This is a genomic window from Psychrobacter sp. L7 (assembly GCF_002810365.1).
Taxonomy (GTDB): domain Bacteria; phylum Pseudomonadota; class Gammaproteobacteria; order Pseudomonadales; family Moraxellaceae; genus Psychrobacter; species Psychrobacter celer.
Genome location: NZ_NEXR01000002.1, coordinates 1 through 18,605 on the forward strand (window position 1 = coordinate 1; position 18,605 = coordinate 18,605).

15 protein-coding genes and 1 rRNA gene are annotated in these 18,605 nt (G+C 47.2%); 11 read left to right on the forward strand and 5 right to left on the reverse strand.

Annotated elements, in window-relative coordinates:
- Window positions 1-221: 221 nt before the first annotated feature.
- The 6 genes from rrf (at window position 222) to CAP50_RS02695 (ending at window position 5,488) form a co-directional block, all read left to right on the forward strand.
- A 5S ribosomal RNA gene (gene rrf, locus CAP50_RS02670) occupies window positions 222-336 on the forward strand.
- 287 nt (window positions 337-623) lie between these two features.
- A complete protein-coding gene (locus CAP50_RS02675; protein WP_100748983.1) occupies window positions 624-1,682 on the forward strand; it encodes a TRAP transporter substrate-binding protein in 1,059 nt (352 codons plus the stop codon).
- A gap of 17 nt (window positions 1,683-1,699) precedes the next feature.
- The gene (locus tag CAP50_RS02680) at window positions 1,700-2,227 is read left to right on the forward strand and encodes a TRAP transporter small permease (RefSeq protein ID WP_100748984.1); all 528 of its coding nucleotides are present in this window, start codon (window positions 1,700-1,702) and stop codon (window positions 2,225-2,227) included.
- A complete protein-coding gene (locus CAP50_RS02685; RefSeq protein WP_100748985.1) occupies window positions 2,224-3,513 on the forward strand; it encodes a TRAP transporter large permease in 1,290 nt (429 codons plus the stop codon). Before CAP50_RS02680 ends, CAP50_RS02685 begins: the two co-directional genes overlap by 4 nt.
- A gap of 264 nt (window positions 3,514-3,777) precedes the next feature.
- Entirely contained in the window at window positions 3,778-4,803 is a 1,026-nt protein-coding gene (locus CAP50_RS02690) for a 5'-nucleotidase (protein ID WP_100748986.1), read from the forward strand.
- An 82-nt stretch (window positions 4,804-4,885) separates the two neighbouring features.
- The gene (locus tag CAP50_RS02695) at window positions 4,886-5,488 is read left to right on the forward strand and encodes a rhomboid family intramembrane serine protease (RefSeq protein WP_100748987.1); all 603 of its coding nucleotides are present in this window, start codon (window positions 4,886-4,888) and stop codon (window positions 5,486-5,488) included.
- A gap of 14 nt (window positions 5,489-5,502) precedes the next feature.
- On the opposite strand, the gene CAP50_RS02700 is transcribed toward CAP50_RS02695, so the two are convergent.
- The 3 genes from CAP50_RS02700 to CAP50_RS02710 form a co-directional block, all read right to left on the reverse strand.
- Complete coding sequence (locus CAP50_RS02700; RefSeq protein WP_100748988.1) at window positions 5,503-6,051, reverse strand: hypothetical protein; 549 nt, start codon at window positions 6,049-6,051, stop codon at window positions 5,503-5,505.
- Between the two features lie 234 nt (window positions 6,052-6,285).
- Entirely contained in the window at window positions 6,286-8,154 is a 1,869-nt protein-coding gene (locus CAP50_RS02705; protein ID WP_100748989.1) for a sodium:solute symporter family protein, read from the reverse strand.
- 3 nt (window positions 8,155-8,157) lie between these two features.
- A complete protein-coding gene (locus CAP50_RS02710; RefSeq protein WP_100748990.1) occupies window positions 8,158-8,418 on the reverse strand; it encodes a DUF4212 domain-containing protein in 261 nt (86 codons plus the stop codon).
- 678 nt (window positions 8,419-9,096) lie between these two features.
- On the opposite strand from CAP50_RS02710, the gene CAP50_RS02715 reads away from it, so the two are divergent.
- Window positions 9,097-10,593 carry an alanine/glycine:cation symporter family protein gene (locus CAP50_RS02715; protein WP_075102512.1) on the forward strand — a complete coding sequence of 499 codons (1,497 nt, stop codon included), beginning with the start codon at window positions 9,097-9,099 and terminating at the stop codon, window positions 10,591-10,593.
- 128 nt (window positions 10,594-10,721) lie between these two features.
- Here CAP50_RS02715 and CAP50_RS02720 read toward each other — a convergent pair whose 3' ends face one another.
- On the reverse strand, window positions 10,722-12,359 hold the full coding sequence (locus tag CAP50_RS02720; protein WP_100749110.1) for an electron transfer flavoprotein-ubiquinone oxidoreductase: 1,638 nt from the start codon (window positions 12,357-12,359) through the stop codon (window positions 10,722-10,724).
- 555 nt (window positions 12,360-12,914) lie between these two features.
- On the opposite strand from CAP50_RS02720, the gene CAP50_RS02725 reads away from it, so the two are divergent.
- From CAP50_RS02725 to CAP50_RS02740, 4 genes are all read left to right on the forward strand, one after another.
- Complete coding sequence (locus CAP50_RS02725; protein ID WP_100748991.1) at window positions 12,915-13,664, forward strand: DUF1285 domain-containing protein; 750 nt, start codon at window positions 12,915-12,917, stop codon at window positions 13,662-13,664.
- A gap of 209 nt (window positions 13,665-13,873) precedes the next feature.
- Window positions 13,874-14,932, forward strand: a complete 1,059-nt coding sequence (gene murI / locus CAP50_RS02730) for a glutamate racemase (RefSeq protein WP_241900625.1) — start codon at window positions 13,874-13,876, stop codon at window positions 14,930-14,932.
- A gap of 186 nt (window positions 14,933-15,118) precedes the next feature.
- Window positions 15,119-16,147, forward strand: coding sequence for a DUF4062 domain-containing protein (locus CAP50_RS02735; protein ID WP_153045424.1), 1,029 nt, complete (start codon window positions 15,119-15,121; stop codon window positions 16,145-16,147).
- Window positions 16,148-16,462: 315 nt separating this feature from the next.
- The gene (locus tag CAP50_RS02740) at window positions 16,463-16,762 is read left to right on the forward strand and encodes a hypothetical protein (RefSeq protein WP_075102515.1); all 300 of its coding nucleotides are present in this window, start codon (window positions 16,463-16,465) and stop codon (window positions 16,760-16,762) included.
- Window positions 16,763-16,936: 174 nt separating this feature from the next.
- Here CAP50_RS02740 and CAP50_RS02745 read toward each other — a convergent pair whose 3' ends face one another.
- A complete protein-coding gene (locus CAP50_RS02745) occupies window positions 16,937-18,418 on the reverse strand; it encodes a lytic murein transglycosylase (protein ID WP_100748993.1) in 1,482 nt (493 codons plus the stop codon).
- Window positions 18,419-18,605 lie beyond the last annotated feature (187 nt).

Consider the following 18,605-nt stretch of genomic DNA (forward strand, 5'->3'; position numbering starts at 1 on the left):
GTTGTATGGTCAAGCCAAACGAGCAATTAGTACAGGGTGTGGAAGCGCAGCGATGTGTGGAGCTAACCTGTACTAATTGCTCGTTTGGCTTGACCATACAACACCCAAGTGGTTTGTATCAAGCAATTATATCGATATCACCTTTATCCTTGATTCAGTTAGGATAAGTGATACTTAAGTCATTAAGTAAAACAAACACAGACTCATATCTAACCCCCTTTGCTGACGACAATAGCACGATGGCACCACCTGATCCCTTCCCGAACTCAGAAGTGAAACATCGTTGCGCCAATGGTAGTGTGGCTCCGGCCATGTGAGAGTAGGTCATCGTCAGCTCCCTATACCCTAAAAGCCCCCTAACTTGATTGTTAGGGGGCTTTTTTATCTAAAACTGTTAACTGCTATTAGCTTTGGTTCTAGTAAGCGGCTTTTGACTCAATAACAAGTTTAAGCATCCAAAATGATTTGACTTATATCATTATAACTGCTAATTTTAAATAGTAATATTTATTACAGGTCTATAAAAGGATGTTTTAGGCTTGTAGCGTCATAAATGATTTGACGAGATAAATACTAAGTTTGTCTTTGACTTTTATTCTTACAGTTATCAAAAGGAATTGATAATGAAGTTAGCTCCTCTTTTTTCGATTGGTGCATTAGCTGCCGCGAGTCTTTTTGGTTGTTCAAATCAATCTGCGGATAGTACCGATGGTGTGTCAGCAAATTCTCAAGAAACCACTGTTCTACGTTTTTCTCATTTTTGGCCTGCAACCTCCTCAATCAGTACAGAAGTCTTTGAGCCATGGGCCAAGCAAATCGAAACTGATTCTGATGGCCGATTAAAAGTTGAGCTATACCCTTCAGCAGGTCTTGCAAAAGCTGACGTGACCTATGAGTCCGCTGCTAAAGGTACCATAGATATTGGCTCACAAGCGCATGGTTATACCAATGGACGTTTTCCATTAACGCAGATCACTGAGCTTCCAGGTTTGTCTAATTCTGCCACACAGATGGGCTGTATGCTACAAACCCTCTATGATGACGGCACCTTGGCCGGTGAGTATGAAGACTCACATCTCCTCTTTATGTATGGTGCTGGACCTGGCTCTTTGCACACGACCGATAAGCTAATACGCACGCCAGCAGATATGAAGGGCATGCGTATTCGTCGTCCTTCTGCGGTCGCTGGTGATATCATAGAAAGTGCTGGAGCCTCGCCTGTGGGTCTGCCTGCCAATGATATGTATACTTCTTTACAGCGCGGTGTCGTTGATGGTCTGAGCTTTCCGTGGGAAGCTGTGACAGCTTTTAAAATAGACGAAATCACCAAATATCATACCAATATTCCTTTTTATAGCTCTGCCCTGATGGTCACGATGAATAAGGACAAATACGACGCCCTGCCTGATGATTTAAAACAAGTTCTTGATAACAACTCAGGCATGGCGCTTGCCAGAAAGGTAGGTGAAGTATTTGATAAACATGACGCTATGGCAATAAAAGCGGCCCAAGCTAAAGGCGATGAGATTGTGGAGATTCCAGATCCATTAAATGATCCGGATTGGCGAGGCCCATTATTAGAAGGCACAAAGAAATATCTCAAAGATGTAAATGCTTTGGGCCTAGATGCAGATAGTGTTTACGAAAAAGCCAAAGCCGCCAGCGCCGCCTGCAAGGTCTAACCTAAAGGAGTCGCCGCATGGCCTACTTGGTCAAAATCAGTACCTTCATCTCACGGCTATGTCAGCTCATCGGTGGTATCAGTCTGATCATCATCGTTTTGACCACCATGCTAGATGTTACCGCCCGTTATATCTTCAAGCTCACCGGTGGTGAGTTTGGTTTCACTGTCAAAGGCAGCGTCGAGATTGTTTCTTATTTTATGCTGTTTGCGCTATTAGCTGCCTTTGCCGCTTTTGTCGAACGCTCACAAATCATTGTTGATGTTTTCACCCAAAAGATGCCCAAGTCTATCAAAGGTTATATGATGGGCGTCTTTATGCTGGGGTTCTTTGTCATCGGTATCGTCTTTGCTTGGGGGCTGTTTGAGAGCGCCGTTGATGCTATCGAGTTTGGCAAAGTCACCCAAGATTTGCGGATTTCAATGATGCCCATTTACCTTGTCAGCGCCTTTTTAAGTGCTTTGCTGGCCATTCGATCCTTGATCGAGTCCATCAATATCTTTAAGACAGGCGAGTTTTTTGACGCTGAGGAGACAGGCGCATGAGTCCAGAAATCGTTGGAGCCATCGGCTTAATCGTCATGATCCTACTCGTCGTTTTACGAGTACCCGTTGCCCTTGCTATGCTTGGCGTTGGTCTGGTCGGCTTTGGCGCTGTGACGGCACCGAGTGGCGCTGTACAAATGCTCAAAGACCTCCCCGTCGACGTTTTAGCCAAATATGACTTTAGTGCCATTCCATTATTTATTTTGATGGGTGTCTTTGCCACTCATTCTGGTATGGCAGGCAAATTGTTTGAAGCAACCCGCACCATCTTTGGCGGTGTTAGGGGCAGTTTGGGGATCGCCGGTATCGGTTCATCGGGTATCTTTGCCTCAATCTCGGGATCATCGTTAGCGACCGCCTCTACCATGACCAAAGTGGCCTTACCACAAATGGAGAAGTATGGCTATCAGCCAGGCTTTGCCTGCGGCATTTTAGCGGCTGGTGGTACGCTTGGGATTATGATTCCGCCCAGTATTGCCTTACTGGTTTATGCCATTTTGACCCAGCAGTCGGTCGGTGACATGTTTATTGCAGGATTTTTGCCCGGTATGCTAGGCATGGTCATGTATTCGATCACTGTCATGATCATGGTGCGCTGGAAACCACACTTGGCGCAGCGCGGTGAATCTACCTCATGGAAAGCCAAGCTGATAGCGTTGACAGGACTCATTCCCTTTAGCTTTATCTTTATCGTTATTATCGCTGGTATTTTCTTTGGGTTGTTTACCCCAACGGAAGGCGCTGCCGTCGGGGCGTTCGTTTCTTGGGCTTATGCGTTTGCCAAAGGCATGCGTATGAAGGGACTAAAGCAGTCGTTGATTGAAACCTTAGCATTATCTGCAGTGGTGTTTTTTATGCTACTAGGTGCAGAGGCGCTGGGCTACTTTATCTCAGTCTCTAGATTGTCATATACCTTAGCGAGCTGGATTGGTACCTTGGCAGTGAGTCCAATGGTGGTACTGATTTGTATTTTGATCATGTACTTTTTATTAGGGCTATTTATGGATGCCTTGGCGATGCTGGTCATCACCATTCCGGTAGTGTATCCGATCATCGTAGCCTTAGGTTTTGATCCGGTATGGTTTGGTATCATCGCGGTACTGACGGTAGAGCTTGGGTTGATTACGCCGCCGATGGGCATGAACATCTTTGTGATTAAGGCGATGGCTCCGCATATTAAGCTGTCCGATATGTTTCGAGGGGTAGCGCCGTTTATTGTCTCCGATGTGATTCGCTTGGTGATTTTGGTGGCGTTCCCTGCGATTTCTCTGGTACTGCTAGCATAAAGGGAGGCGGCTAACGTACAAGATAGGCAAGACATGTCGCGAACGACAACGCTATCTTTTTCAAATAATAGCCTAAACGGTAACTGTGTCTAAATGGCCATATTGTTTATAAAGCAATATGGCTTTTCTGTTTTAGTGATAATGGTTGAACGATAACGCTCGCTATCGATGCCAGCGCTAGTCATAAAAGTGCCATATATCTTCTGGTAGCGCCTTGTTACAATAAACTCTACCATGGAGCCTGACAAGTGAGAGCCTTTTATTATGGCAGTTGATTTTAGTAATACGTTGATTGTAGCGGTCTCTGCAACGGCGCTGTTTGATTTAACGGAGTCTGAGAGCTATTTATCACAGTTATTAGCGCAGCATCCTGATACGGCCATTAAGGCGTTTCGCGATTATATGACGGAGCGCGAAAACGATCCTTTGAGCATTGGCGCAGGCTATCCTCTGATAAAAGCGCTGCTAAACCTGAACAGGTACTGTCAGGCTGACAGTCAAGAAACTGAGCTAGAAGCGCCGCTGGTTGAGGTGGTTATCGTCTCAAAAAGCAGCCCTGATACTGGTATTCAGGTTCTCAATGCCATTCGTGAGCATGGCCTCAATATTTCTCGATCGGCTTTTATCTCAGGCAGCCCGGTGGCGCCTTATATCGATGATTTTAATGTGGACTTGTTTTTGACCACCAATCGCGAGGACGCTCAGCAAGTTGCCGATGCCAATATTTGTGCGTGTGCCATCTTGGATGCGACGCCTGTCAATACTTATGAGCTGGATACTCAGCAGCTGCGTATCGCTTTTGATGGTGATGCGGTGCTCTTTGATGACTCAGGTGAGCTGCTTTATAAGCAAAAAGGGCTACGCGCCTTTCATGACCGTGAAGCCAAAATGCGGGATTTGCCGATAGAGAAGGGGCCATATGCCGAGCTCTTGATTAAGCTCTCAAACCTGCAAGAGCGTCTGCCGGCGGGGCTTAGCTACTCTCCGGTAAAAATCGCTCTGGTCACCGCTCGCAACGCCCCTGCCGATTTGCGGGCTATCAAAACATTGCGAGAATGGGGCGTCAATGTCGATATGGCGTTTTTTTTGGGTGGACTAGAAAAGACAGCGGTGCTCAGAACCTTTGCGCCGCATATCTTTTTTGATGATTCAATCCAGCATATCGATGCAGCGCGCCGTTTTATCCCAACGGCTTTGGTGCCTTATCATTCAGCCTCGTTGCTACACGGTGATAGCTATTTGGCCGCTGATAAAGAAAACAGTCTGCTATTTATACCAGTTCCACGTTGACATACAATGTATCTGTTTAATTTAGAATCAACTATAGCGTAAGCATTAAATACAAGGCATAGAGTCAAGGGCAGGTCACGATATGAATGGGCAGCAGTTATTTTCTCTCATCATGACACGGGTCAAACAAGTCATCGGACTATATGCTTTTGTGCTGATTCCAATGTGGGGGATGTTTTTTTTAAATGAAACGGTCTTTTTTGGCATCTGGAATGTATTTGGTATTGTACCGCGTGCTTTAGATGTAGGTAGCATGATTGGGGTGGTCGCTTCATGGACAATGCACGGTAACTTTTCTCACCTATTGGGCAATACCATCACGTTGTTGCAGATTTTATTTTTGTTTGGGTTGTTTGAAAAAAACGCCTATCGTACGGTGATTAAACTGGTGATTGCCTCAGGGCTGGTCACTTGGGTCATCGGTTCGCCGTCTTCTATTCATATCGGCGCATCGGGGCTATGCTTTGCCATGATTGGGTATATGATCGGCGGCGCGGTATTTGCCAGACGTTGGGGCTACCTGCTCGCTTGTATTGTCATGGGTACAGGCTATTGGCTGATTATCAAGCAAGGTTTGATGCCGCAGCAAGGCATTTCATTTGCCGCGCATTTCGGCGGCTTGTGCGCCGGTCTGCTATTGGGTGCCAACTCCAAACATACCTATCAGGTAGGCTCTATACGCTAAACACGGTAGAGGCGTTATGGATTACTATCTGTGCAAACACGGATAAATAAAGAATCTGCTTTGGTCAATGGGTGCCATGTGCTGGTTTGCTGCACATGCTCATCAAGTGATAGGGTGCTGCCTGCTTTTGGCAATATATAATCTGCACGCGCAGGCGCCGCGCAATCGATGACTTGCGGGATTTTTTGTACGCTTCTACGTCTTTCAAACAGATAAAGAGTGACTAAGCGCATATCCGCATTGTCTACTTGGGCACGGGCATTTTTGATATCTGCAGCGATAAAGCGCAGTATTTGCGGTTTGGCATAAGACCAAGGCCGGAACCAAGTGCGACTCTCTGCTGTTTTGACCACCTCTACGCCCGCGGGCAACTTGCTGACTTGCTGAGAATACCAGTTGTATTCTTGGTGAATTTGGAAGGTAAAAATGCCAACCGCTGCAAAGAGTGGCACCAGCCACTTTGGCGCGCGTTTGCCCGACAGTTTACTGAGGTGAGCTATGATCAGTGCCAGTCCAGCCATACCAAACGCTGCGGCTATGGTGGCAATAAACTCAAAAAGCATAAAATCCTCCTTAATGGGTTAGAGCGGTTTGCGTTTTATTTAGGCAAAAATAAATCTGGCAACCATCCAAGACTTATTCTTCACCTAAAGGGATAAAAAAATCACTCACAAGCAGCGCCTGCCTGTGAGTGACACTTTACATATGATATCTATAATCATTCCAAGAAAAAAAGTGACGTTCAACATTTATCCTTTTAGCGTGGTTTGATTATAGAGTCAACATGGCTCGTACGCCTAGTGGTCGATGGCACCGCCAGCGCCGCGCGGAGAGCGAACACTTTCAACCAGCTCTTGGATGTGCAGCGGTGGCGCTTTTGTCGAATAAGAAACGATAAAGGCGACCGCAAAGTTAATCAGCGCGCCAATGGCCCCAAACGACAGCGGTGAGATACCAAACAACCAGTACTCTGCGGTATCGGGGAGGTTGGCAGTACCACTGATAAAGAACCAGCCTTTAAAGACAAAGATATATACCAAGGTCGTGATAAGACCGGCGAGCATCCCAAAGATTGCGCCCAGATTATTGATGCGTTTTGAGAAGATACCCATCATTAGCGCGGGGAACAAGGAGGCGCCAGCGATACCAAAGGCCAAGGCCACCACCTGTGCGGCAAACCCTGGCGGATTTAGGCCAAGCCACGTTGCCACCACAATCGCAATCGCCATAGAGATTCGAGCAACTTGTAGCTCTCCTTTATCAGTGATGTTTGGGTTGAGGTTTCGTTTGATTAAATCGTGACTAATGGCAGACGAGATGGCCAGCAACAATCCTGCCGCGGTCGATAGCGCGGCTGCCAAACCACCAGCAGCGATAAGACCGATCACCCAAGGTGGCAGCTGAGCAATCTCTGGGTTGGCCAAGACTAAGATATCGTTATTGACATCCAGCTCATTACCCGCCCAACCTGCTTCAGCAAAGCGTCCATCAAGCTCTTGGTCGTGAGCGGCTTGCGCCTTGGCGACTTCTGCCGTAGCAGCGGTGACATCGCCACCTTCTGCTTGCGCGGCCGCTAATGCAAGTTTTGCCTCACCAAGACCGCTATCGAAGTAGCGTTGAATACGGCCATCATTATTTAAGTCATTATATTTAATAAGACCCGTATCTTCCCATGTGCGCATCCAGTCAGGACGCTGCTCATAAGGCAGTGCCGGCTGATCAACGCCTTGTGGATAGATGGTGTCGTTTAAGTTCAGACGGGCCATGGCACCCACCGCCGGCGCGGTAAAGTATAGCAATGAGATAAAGACCAACGTCCAGCCAGCTGTCCAGCGCGCATCAGCGACTTTTGGTACAGTAAAGAAGCGAATGATAACGTGTGGTAGGCCTGCTGTACCAATCATAAGTGATAGCGTAAACAGTACCATGTTAAGCTTATTTGGCACATCAGCAGTATAAGCAGTAAAACCAAGATCAGTGACCACCTGATCAAGCTTGGTCAAAATAGGCACGCCGGACTCAGCATGCGTAGAAAAAAGACCCAAACCTGGAATAGGGTTGCCGGTCAGCTCAAGCGAGATAAAGACAGCCGGAATGGTATAGGCAATCATCAAGACGATGTACTGAGCGACCTGTGTATAGGTAATGCCTTTCATCCCGCCTAGTACTGCGTAGAAAAACACCACCACCGCGGCAATGATAAGACCTGTGTCATTCTCCACTTCTAAAAAGCGAGAGAAAGCAACACCTGCACCAGTCATCTGTCCGATAACATAGGTGGTCGATGCCACAATCAGACAAACCACCGCAATCATCGCCGCTGTCTTGGAATAAAAGCGATCGGAGATAAAGTCTGGTACCGTAAACTTTCCAAACTTACGTAAATAAGGCGCTAACAGCATGGCCAGTAAGACGTAACCCCCTGTCCAGCCCATCAAATAGGTGGAGGCACCGTAGCCACCCGCGGCCAAAAGACCCGCCATCGAGATAAATGACGCGGCACTCATCCAGTCAGCAGCAGTCGCCATACCATTGACGACAGGATGGACGCCGCCGCCTGCCACATAAAATTCACTGGTGGTCCCAGCACGAGCCCAAATCGCAATGCCGAAATATAGCGCAAAGGATAGACCCACAAAAATAATGTTAATCACATATTGACTCATGATCTATTCCTCATCTACGCCATATTGTTTGTCCAGCTTATTCATACGCCAAGCGTAGAAAAAAATTAAGACGATAAAAACCCCGATAGAACCTTGCTGGGCAAACCAAAAGCCCAAATCAGTACCACCGATTTTTATACCTGCCAAAAGAGGACGTAAGAGAATAGCAAAGCCATACGAGCATAATGCCCAAATGATAAGGCTGCCTAAAATGAGACGGACATTGGCACGCCAATAGCCGGATGGATCGTTGTGGTTTTCCATAGGACAACTCCTTTTGTCTTACCTAAAATATCATGATTGATCTCAGTCTTGTCAGTCTGATAAAGACATCTGACAAGCACGCACTGACGATCAGATAACGCGAGTGCTGATTTAGCATGATGACTATTTGCCAAGATCGCTGTATTTAAGAGCGCTATAACAAACAATATTTGAGGAAGAAAGGAGGGGGGCAGACCATCCACTGTCTTTGATTACCGTCTCGTCTTCCTGACAAGCGTCTTAAAGTTTTTAGTATGCCAAACAATCATGACAATAAGTGAATATTCAATAAGTCACAATGCCTATAAAATTTAGTCTATCACTTTCAAGTCTGTGTCACTGCAAACAAATAGGCATAAACCAAAAATCCTGCATAACCATTAGTAATAAAAACCTGATAGGTGGATGACAGTATGTAAAAACCATCACCGCTGGCTTACTTTATGCAGTAAATTGGTTACTTTTATCATTCTATAGGATGGGAGAAGCCTGCAGTATTTATTTTAAAAATAAATATCTTGAACCGATAAGTAAACGTGATGGTCGTGGCGCACCGAATCTCTATAAAATGCACAGCAGATTTGACGACTGAGCATGGTATGCTGGTTTTAATGGCGTTTATTTGATATAAAACGCAAAAAATAAGCAAGTTTTAAAAAATATTCACGAGGAGTTGATATGAGTGAAGGGATAGTAGGGTGGTTTAACAGCCTCGTAAATTATGGTGTCAGTATTATCTGGGGGAACAACGATTGGTTGATTGCCAGTAACCCTTGGTATGGTCTGCTGATGTTTGTACTGATTGGCGCAGGTCTGTATTTTACTGTCGTGACACGTTTTATTCAGTTTCGCCACTTTGGTCATATGTGGAAGCTATTGCGCGTCTCTAACCAAGGACGCAAAAATGGCGGTATCAGCTCATTTGAAGCATTGATGACGTCGCTGGCGGCGCGTGTGGGTACGGGTAACTTGGCAGGGGTTGCGATTGCGATTTATCTCGGTGGGCCAGGTGCAGTGTTTTGGATGTGGATGACCGCGCTGGTTGGTATGTCGACCAGCTTTATCGAGTCGACTCTCGCTCAAGCATACAAAGTCCCTCACAACGACAATGTGTACCGCGGCGGACCGGCCTACTATATCGAAAAAGGCTTGGGTAAACGCTGGCTTGCGATATTTTTCTCACTGTGTCTGCTCGTGGCCTTTGGTCTTGCTTTCAATGGCGTACAGTCCAACACCATCGCACAAGCGACCAACGAAGCCTTTGGCGTGCCAACATGGATGACAGGCCTTGTATTGGTGGCACTGGTCGCGCCTGTGGTGTTTGGAGGGTTGCGCTCGGTGGCTCGTATCGCGGGCAAAATCGTCCCTATCATGGCGATTTTGTATATTTTATTGGCACTGTTTATTATCATCACCAACTTTAGCCAATTCCCAGCTGCCATCGCCTTGATCGTAAAATCAGCTTTCGGATTTGAGCAAGCGGCGGGCGGGGTCATCGGTTATGGTATCGCTCAGGCGATGATCAACGGTATCAAACGCGGACTGTTTTCTAACGAGGCAGGCATGGGGTCGGCACCCAATGCGGCAGCTACGGCTAAAAGCCATCCTGACCATCCCGCGGTGCAAGGGTTTATGCAAATGCTCGGCGTGTTTATGGATACGCTGGTGATTTGTACCGCAACGGCTTCTATTATCATTTTGTCAGGCGTGGTCGACCCCAATGTCGAGCAAGAAGGCATTCAGCTGACGCAGCTGGCATTGTCGCAGTACGTGGGTGATTTGGGTATTATCTTTGTCGCCATTGCCATTTTCTTCTTTTCTTTTACTTCCATCATTGCCAACTACAGCTATGGCGAGTCGAACCTTGAGTTTATCTCAGGCGCCAAAAACGCCAAAGTGATGATCATGATATTCCGCTTTATGGTATTGGGAATGGTGTTTATTGGTGCTATCGCCAGCTTGCCCGCGATTTGGAACTTTGCGGATTTATCCATGGGTATGATGGCACTCGTCAACTTGGTGGCTATTTTGCTCTTGTCTCCTGTGGCGCTACGCATACTGCGTGACTACGAGCGTCAAATCAAAGAAGGCAAATCAGGTACACAAATCAAATTTGACCCTGATGATTTTGTCAAATTAAAAGACGAAGCCAACCGTGACGCTTGGACAGATTAAGATGGGTTGTCGCGTCATTTAATTGAGGCATTGAATGTATAAGTATTAAAAAACCGCCCTTATAAACTAAGGGCGGTTTTTTATTGCTCAGCGGTGAGCAGATGACTGCTCAAGGCTCTCCAACACCATTACATGTTTGGATAGTTGGGGCCACCGCCGCCTTCTGGCGTGACCCAAGTGATGTTTTGTGATGGATCTTTGATATCACAAGTCTTACAGTGTACGCAGTTTTGCGCGTTGATGACGAATTTTGCGCCTTCGGCATCCTTGACCACTTCATAGACGCCCGCTGGGCAGTACAAACGCGCAGGCTCGGCATAGAGAGGTAGGTTGATCGACACTGGCACGGTTGGGTCAGTGAGCTTAAGATGTGTTGGCTGATCTTCTGCGTGGTTGGTATTAGAGATAAATACCGACGACAGCTTATCAAATACCAGCTTACCATCTGGTTTTAGGTAGGTCGGCTGATAGGCATGGTTGGCACGCTCTAGCTGATCATAGTCAGGGATGTTGTCATGCAGGGTCAGTGGCATTTTACCTTTTAATAGATTGTGCTCGATAAAGGTAAAGGCGCCGCCCATAAACAGACCCATGCGATGTATCGCAGGGGAGAAGTTGCGTGACTCATAGTTGTCTTGATATAACCATGACTCTTTATACATAGTGGTATAAGCCACCACTTCGTCGTGCTGGCGGTCAGCTTGCAGCGCCTCAAAAATCGCCTCAGCCGCGAGCATGCCTGATTTCATCGAGGTGTGCGTGCCTTTGATTTTGGCTGGGTTTAAGAAACCAGCATCGTCACCGACCAACACGCCGCCTGGGAAGGTGAATTTTGGTAGAGAGTTTAGGCCACCTTTGGTCAGGGCGCGGGCACCGTAGGAAATACGCTTGCCGCCTTCTAAGACGTTTTTGATAACAGGGTGCGTCTTTAAGCGCTGCATTTCATCAAATGGCGACATATATGGGTTGTGATAAGACAAATCTGCCACCAGACCAAAGCTGACTTGGTTGTTTTCGTCGAAATACAACCACCAGCCACCCGTCGAGCCAGTTTCGGTCAATGGCCAGCCAAGACCGTGCATGACCACGCCTTGCTCATGTTTTTCAGGTGCCACTTCCCACAGCTCTTTTAGACCGATACCATAATGCTGAGGATCGGCGTCTTTATCGAGACTAAAACGGCTGATTAAACGTTTACCCAAGTGACCGCGGCTACCTTCAGCAAAGATGGTGTATTTGGCCAGTAGCTCATAGCCTGGCTCAAAGCTTGGCTTGGCCTCGCCGTCAGCTGCCACACCCATATCGCCTGTCAAAATACCACGTACTGAGCCGTCATCATTATATAAGATATCGGCGGCAGGGAAGCCTGGGAACATCATCACTTCTAGCTCTTCTGCCTGTACGGCAAGCCAGCGCACCACATTGCCTAGAGAGACGATATAGTTGCCATCGTTGTGCATCGGTGCTGGGATTAAAGGGTCAGGTACTTTGGTTGAGCGCGTGGCTGAATTGAGATAATAAAAACGATCTTCGGTCGCAGGTACGTTGAGCGGGGCACCTTTTTCTTTCCAGTCAGGGATGAGCTCATTGAGCGCGCGTGGCTCGATGACTGCACCAGATAAGGTATGAGCGCCAAACTCAGAGCCTTTTTCGACCACACAAACCATAAACTCATCATTGCCCGCCTCAATGGCAAGCTGACGCAGACGGATAGCCGCAGACAACCCTGCAGGACCGCCGCCGACGATGATGACATCAAACTCCATAGACTCGCGTTCTATCTCAGGCTCTGCAGCCACGCTTTGTGCTTGCACGTCTTGCTCGACCGTATCTGTCGCTACCGTATCGCCATCAACGACTGGCTTTTGATTGTCTTGCTCTTGCATACCTACTCCTAAACTTATGGTGGCTTATCTCAGGGCATCATTAGCTTAACAATTAAATAATAGACTTGTGGCGCTAACATCACTCGACATATGGCTGCCCGATAAAAACTGTCTGCGCCGTATCAATAACAATGAGCTGGGCTCTTTGCGAAAAACCATTTATGCAAAGATATCAACGCTTTAAAAAACGCCTCATTGATACAGCACCCACTTAACCATGTAAATAAAAACACGTAAATGAAAAATCGTTACTCATTATAAAAGAAAAGTCTTACAAACACGATACGCATTTGTGAGTATCGATGTTAAGGTGAAATTAAAATAATGAGCTAATTATGATGATTGATTGACGACAAAGATTCATCATACCTGAAACTAAAATTTATAGTCATAATAGATTTGCCAAACTTTGCATACTAGATAGGAAATCATAAGATGGATAGCCATAACAAGCAAGCCAATAAATACCAGAACGATACGCCACAAGCCCCAAACGACGTGCCATCAGACCTAAATAGTATGGATGCATTGAGCCAGTATCTAAAGACCACTGCTGGGGCGCGCGAGGGGCGAGCCATACCGCCACTAGAGCGCTGGCATCCTGAGCAAGTGACGGATATGGATTTGGTGATCAAGGCAAATGGCGAGTGGTGGCACGAAGGCGGGCAAATGACCAGAGAGTCATTGGTGAGTCTGTTTGCCACGATTTTGTGGAAAGAAGAAAATCAGGGCAAAACAGAGTATTTTTTAAAGACGCCTGTACAAAAAATTCGTATTCAAGTTGAAGATGCGCCGTTATTGATCAACGATGTGGGTATCGTTGAAGAGGCAGGCCTGCGCTGGTTGGAGTTTACCACGATCACAGGCGATGTCGTTCGCTTAGATGACGAGCACAAAATCGTCTTAAAGGCGTATAATCCTAATGTACCAGACAAGCATACCGAGAGGCAGCCTCAGGCCAGCAGCGCTCAAGCCAATAATGCACAAAACGCCAAAGACCATCAGCAACAAGCCGCCGAGCAGCAAATACGTCCGTATATGCCCGTCAGGCATGGCTTGATGGCACTGATCGGCCGCAATACGTTTTATCATTTGGCTGAGATTGGTGAGCTGACAGAGCAAAACGGTGAGACGATATTAACCTTACAAAGTGGCGGGCAATGCTATCAATTATCGATGCCTTAAGCTATCAATGTCTTAACGTACCAATTAACGTACCAATCAAATTAGCAATAACTTAAGCTATCAAGGCCTTAAGATATTGCTAATTTGTAGCATAAACAATAAATAGCAAAGCGTGACAAAATATGTGTAGCAGTTTGATTGACTACCGACAAGTCACGCAATCAGCAGTATAAAGATACCGATATGACCAAAAAAACGACAGTACAGCCATGAAGGGTATGAGCGAAAATGACGCGCTAAACGTGGATAGGGCACATCCTGAAGCTGTGCTAGCCAAACACATGAAGACAGCGGCTATCCGGCAGACCGCTGCTCATGCGGTGGCAGCTGAGGCAACGACTTATCATGCCGACCCAAACGCACCGATAGGCTTGTTTGACTCGGGGGTAGGCGGTCTGTCTGTGTATCTGCATCTGGCCGAGCAGCTGCCTGCTGAGCGCTATGTCTATTATGCCGATACGCTACATGTCCCTTATGGCAATCGCGACAGTACCGATATCGAGAGGCTGACATTAAGAGCGGTCGAGTGGTTGTATCAGCAAGGCTGCAAACTTATCGTTATCGCGTGCAACAGTGCTTCTGCCTATGCGCTAGAGACGGCTAGGCGTTGTTATCCGCAGCTTCCTATTGTGGGATTGGTGCCAGCATTAAAACCGGCGGTATTGGCCAGCACTACCCATCGCGTGGCGGTGCTGGCGACCAAGGCGACCTTAAATGGTGCGTTACTAAACAAGGTTATCGATGCGTTTGCCCTGCCCAATAATGTAGAAGTGACTAAGTACTTTGACCCTCTACTAGTGCCATGGGTGGAGGCGGGCATGCCAGAGGAGGACGAGACCGCGCGGCGTTTACGTCAGCAGCTCACAGTCTTTGCGCAAGCTGGTATCGATCAGTTGGTCCTTGGGTGCACGCATTATCCGTTTTTTAAGGGTTTTTTGTTGGAGGAAATTGCGCGCCAGCAGTTATCGATACAGGTATTGGACTCAGGACAGGCGATTGCAGAGCGGGTCAAGCAGCTGCTACTGAGCAATCAGCTATTGGCAAGTGCTAATATTAAAGGCAATGGCTATAACCATATCAATGAAGATTGCAATGATGATAGCGAGAATGACAGCAACGCTCACCGAGCGATAGCGACAAACCATCAAATATCGCCTGTTGTTCGACTGCCGTTGACTTTTTATGCCAGCAAATATGATGATACGTTGGGCGCTTTGATAAAACAATTGGTCGGACAAGAGACCGTTTTGCAATACGCTTCTAAATAAGTGCTATTATGGAATTTCTGATCAGCGGTTTGAGTGTCAGGCGCGCCTATATGACGATGAAGCTGCTGTAGTCGAAATAAAATAATTCCATTTCTATAAGTTTATGCTAGTCTGTGCAAAACAAGATATTTGTGCTTTATTTTATCTGCTTGTTACTTATGTCATGACTGAAGCTTAGAGGTGATTGTGCCAAACCGTCGCTATCATATCCACGTCATATGCGCTGATAATGATCAATTGCTGGTACTGGACAACCTAGCGATATTTTTTCAGGCGCGCGCTTTTTTGACTTATGATGTGTCAAGCCAACTGTCAAAGGCGTCGGTATATGGGCGTCAATGCATCGACTCCTGCGACTATGCGTTGATGGTAATCGGTGATAGCTACGGTACCGTACAAAAAACCGGCGTCAGCCAAATGCATTTGAGCTATCTAAATGCCAAAGCCAAGCTCAAGCCTCTACTGGTCTTAATCAAAAACCAGCCGCCAGACAGCGCCATTAGCCGCCAGTTACAAGAATTTATCAACGCAGTGACCAAGCAAGACAATCGCATATACTATTATGACAATGCTGATGAAATCGAAAGCCTGCTGGTACAAGCCTATTACACCATCATTGCTGCGCATAAAGTCACGGGCGGCTGGATAAAGGCCAGTGACGAGGTTATTGAGTTTAGCAAACAAGCTACTACGCAAAAAACCGCTGAGCGGCCGTCCGCCAAAAAAGCCATCAACAAACACAGCCTGACCCAACATAATCTTGCCTACCCTCATGAGCAGTCCAAAGCCAGCTTTGCAGAAGATAATGTCAGTAACCTCATCGTTTTGACAGAGTCCTTTGAGATCTCTTATAGTGCGCAAGCCTATGCAGGGGGTAACCTGACAGATGTGACACGGCCGATGACGCTGACATGGCAAGAGGTGCTGATTGCCTTATCAAAAATTCCCTCGACGTTCTCTAGCTATGGTCTACAAACCGCCATCAACCGACTGATAGCATCAAAAGCTGAAGCAGACGTCAAGCAAGACATGCCAAATGTCCACGCGGTCGCGCGCTGTCAGATATCACAAGACGACTTAAACGTCTTGCAGCGTCAGCTGGTCAGTGCCAATTGGATACAGCTGACCACCTATGGCACACGGGTATCGCAGGAGCTATGGAAGCTGACTTTTTATGCAAAAAACTTGTTAAAAAACACCCCGTCTCAGTCTTAATCGCCTTTTTTACATTCTTCTCTTCTTTGGTAACTTATTTGTCTTAGCAGTCCTCTAGTGATAGCTGTCTCGAGCAGATATGCCGCAAGCATCTGCGCGCGACTACGTTTTGTAATACAAAGCATACGTGGCAGAGGTTGTGAATCTGAGCAGGACTGGTGATAATAAGAATCATGAGTCAGCGCACGTTCAGTCGATAGCCGAATGCCATGAACGAAATGACTAAAGAACAAAATCACTAAAACGATAACACGTCATACAATAGCGCTGAGATACGTATCATTGACGATCACTGAATAATTAAGGAGAGTAGACATGAGTAACTCTAAATATGATGAACGAAACCATGAAATCGACGGCTTAGAAAAAGCCATGCATGATGCCGATCAGTTTCGCACCCTAGAAGAGCAAGTTGCCGATATGAAACGCCGCGGCATTGACCCTAGCCAAGCCTACAAAGACTTGGATAGAAAAGAAGAAGATGCGGATTGGGGTGATGAAACATGGAAAGAAAATGGCAAATGGGAGCCAAAAACCCCTGCTGACCTAGACGACAAGGCACGGGAAAACTGGGATGGCGACAATGGTAAGCCCAATCCGCCGCCTATCGTATAACGCCGCGTCACTATAATCAAAGGATCAAAACGTAGGTTTGTCAAAAAGACAACGCTAAAGACTTATCTGTTAAATGTACCGTCCTAAAGGTCTCGTCCTAAAACACATAAAAAGGCCACGCTAGCTATAGCGTGGCTTTTTTGCTATCAGAGGGAGCGCGATAAAACCTAGCGGTTATGAGCCTTCATCAATACGTACCAGCTTGATAGTACCGTCGCTGCCGATCACGCGGCGATAGCGCGGGTTGCTAGACGTAGAGGGCTGCGGCGACTGAGAGTAAGCGCTTGGCGCGGTGGTCTGCTGCTGGATCAATTGCCCCATACGATCGGCAGGTGCTGGGTTTAAAGGCTGACTATTAACGGACGGATTGCCGGCTGGTTGGCCATATTGATTACCATACTGGCTTTGGCGAGGGGCGGCACTACCAACGATGGTACGATAAAATTTTTGCCCTGCACGGCCATCAGCAGGGAAGATACCGCGGCTGGTTTGGTATTGCTGAATTGCCGTACGAGTGTTGTCACCGATGATGCCGTCGACACCGCCAATATCATAGCCAGCATCGAGCAGTGCTTGCTGAATGTCTTTGGCTTGTTGGCGGCTGATACCTGGGTCATCTGTGGGCCACGCAGTGATAAAGTCCGTCTTGCTGCTGTCTTCGCGCGTGATCAGATCTGACAAGTGCGCGATGGCCAATGCGTAGTTTTCTGACGCGTTATACGAGTAAAAGGTATCAAAGTTTTTACCAACCAAAAACGCCGGCCCTTCTATACCAGCTGGTAATAGCAGTCCTGCACTACTCAAATCATAGGGCAGCGGGCTACCATTTGCCAATGTCAGACCTTGGCTGCGCCAGTGACTCATGGATTTTTTGTTTTTACGATTGGACGCCGCCCAGTAGCCATCAGGGAGTTTGACTTCATAACCCCACGGCTCCCCTGTACGATAGCCACGGTTGTCCAAAAAGTTGGCGGTAGAGGCTAGCGCATCAGGGACGCTATTGACGAGGTCGCGGCGACCATCGCCATCAAAGTCGACGGCCAGCTCCAAAAAGGTGCTCGGCATAAACTGCGTTTGCCCAAAGGCGCCCGCCCACGAGCCTGTCATGTCGTTTGGTGCGATATCACCGCGTTGGACGATTTTGAGCGCGTTGGCAAACTCCCCCTGAAAGTAGCTTTGGCGACGATCAAAGCAGGAGAGAGTCGCTAAGGATTCAAATAGCGGTTTTTTACCTAGTGTCTGACCAAAGTTGGACTCCACGCCCCAGACGCCAAGGACGTGCTCGGCTTTTACGCCATAGCGCGATTCAATTTGGCGCAGCGTATCACGCCATTGGCGCTTGGCACGAATACCATCTTCGACGCGCTCTTTGTCCACCAGCGCCGATAGGTAATCCCAGACATCTTTTTGAAACTCGGGCTGATAGTTAAGCGACTGAATAACGCTAGGATCAGGCTGAGCTGGGCGATAGTTGTTGAAGGTAAAGCTGTCTACGCCGCGAAACTTACTAGAGCCTTTTAGCCTATCTAGACACTGCTGAAACTCGCTATTGGACAAGTCTGGCGCTGGTGGTTTGGCCGCTTGGGCAGTGCTGGCAAAGCTCAGACCAATAGCCGCAGCCAGCATGGATAGGGTCGAAAGAGGAGTCAAACGCATGAGAATATCCTATAAACGTCAAAATTATTATGAGAAGTGGCTGGGACGTGATGATAAGTAATGGTTATAAATAAGAGCGATCAATAAAACAGCATAAAGTGCAAAATCGTCATATTTACTTAGAGTAACCAATCTACATAATAAAGAAAAGCGGTCGCAGCACCCTGTTACTATAAATTGACGTAGG

Coding starts and splice junctions, on each gene's coding strand:
- CAP50_RS02680 (WP_100748984.1), top strand. CDS start 1,700: ATGGCCTACTTGGTCAAAATCAGTACCTTCATCTCACGGCTATGTCAG.
- CAP50_RS02705 (WP_100748989.1), bottom strand. CDS start 8,154: ATGAGTCAATATGTGATTAACATTATTTTTGTGGGTCTATCCTTTGCG.
- CAP50_RS02740 (WP_075102515.1), top strand. CDS start 16,463: ATGAGTAACTCTAAATATGATGAACGAAACCATGAAATCGACGGCTTA.
- CAP50_RS02745 (WP_100748993.1), bottom strand. CDS start 18,418: ATGCGTTTGACTCCTCTTTCGACCCTATCCATGCTGGCTGCGGCTATT.
- CAP50_RS02710 (WP_100748990.1), bottom strand. CDS start 8,418: ATGGAAAACCACAACGATCCATCCGGCTATTGGCGTGCCAATGTCCGT.
- CAP50_RS02685 (WP_100748985.1), top strand. CDS start 2,224: ATGAGTCCAGAAATCGTTGGAGCCATCGGCTTAATCGTCATGATCCTA.
- CAP50_RS02725 (WP_100748991.1), top strand. CDS start 12,915: ATGGATAGCCATAACAAGCAAGCCAATAAATACCAGAACGATACGCCA.
- CAP50_RS02700 (WP_100748988.1), bottom strand. CDS start 6,051: ATGCTTTTTGAGTTTATTGCCACCATAGCCGCAGCGTTTGGTATGGCT.
- CAP50_RS02720 (WP_100749110.1), bottom strand. CDS start 12,359: ATGGAGTTTGATGTCATCATCGTCGGCGGCGGTCCTGCAGGGTTGTCT.
- CAP50_RS02690 (WP_100748986.1), top strand. CDS start 3,778: ATGGCAGTTGATTTTAGTAATACGTTGATTGTAGCGGTCTCTGCAACG.
- CAP50_RS02675 (WP_100748983.1), top strand. CDS start 624: ATGAAGTTAGCTCCTCTTTTTTCGATTGGTGCATTAGCTGCCGCGAGT.
- CAP50_RS02695 (WP_100748987.1), top strand. CDS start 4,886: ATGAATGGGCAGCAGTTATTTTCTCTCATCATGACACGGGTCAAACAA.
- CAP50_RS02715 (WP_075102512.1), top strand. CDS start 9,097: ATGAGTGAAGGGATAGTAGGGTGGTTTAACAGCCTCGTAAATTATGGT.
- murI (WP_241900625.1), top strand. CDS start 13,874: ATGAAGGGTATGAGCGAAAATGACGCGCTAAACGTGGATAGGGCACAT.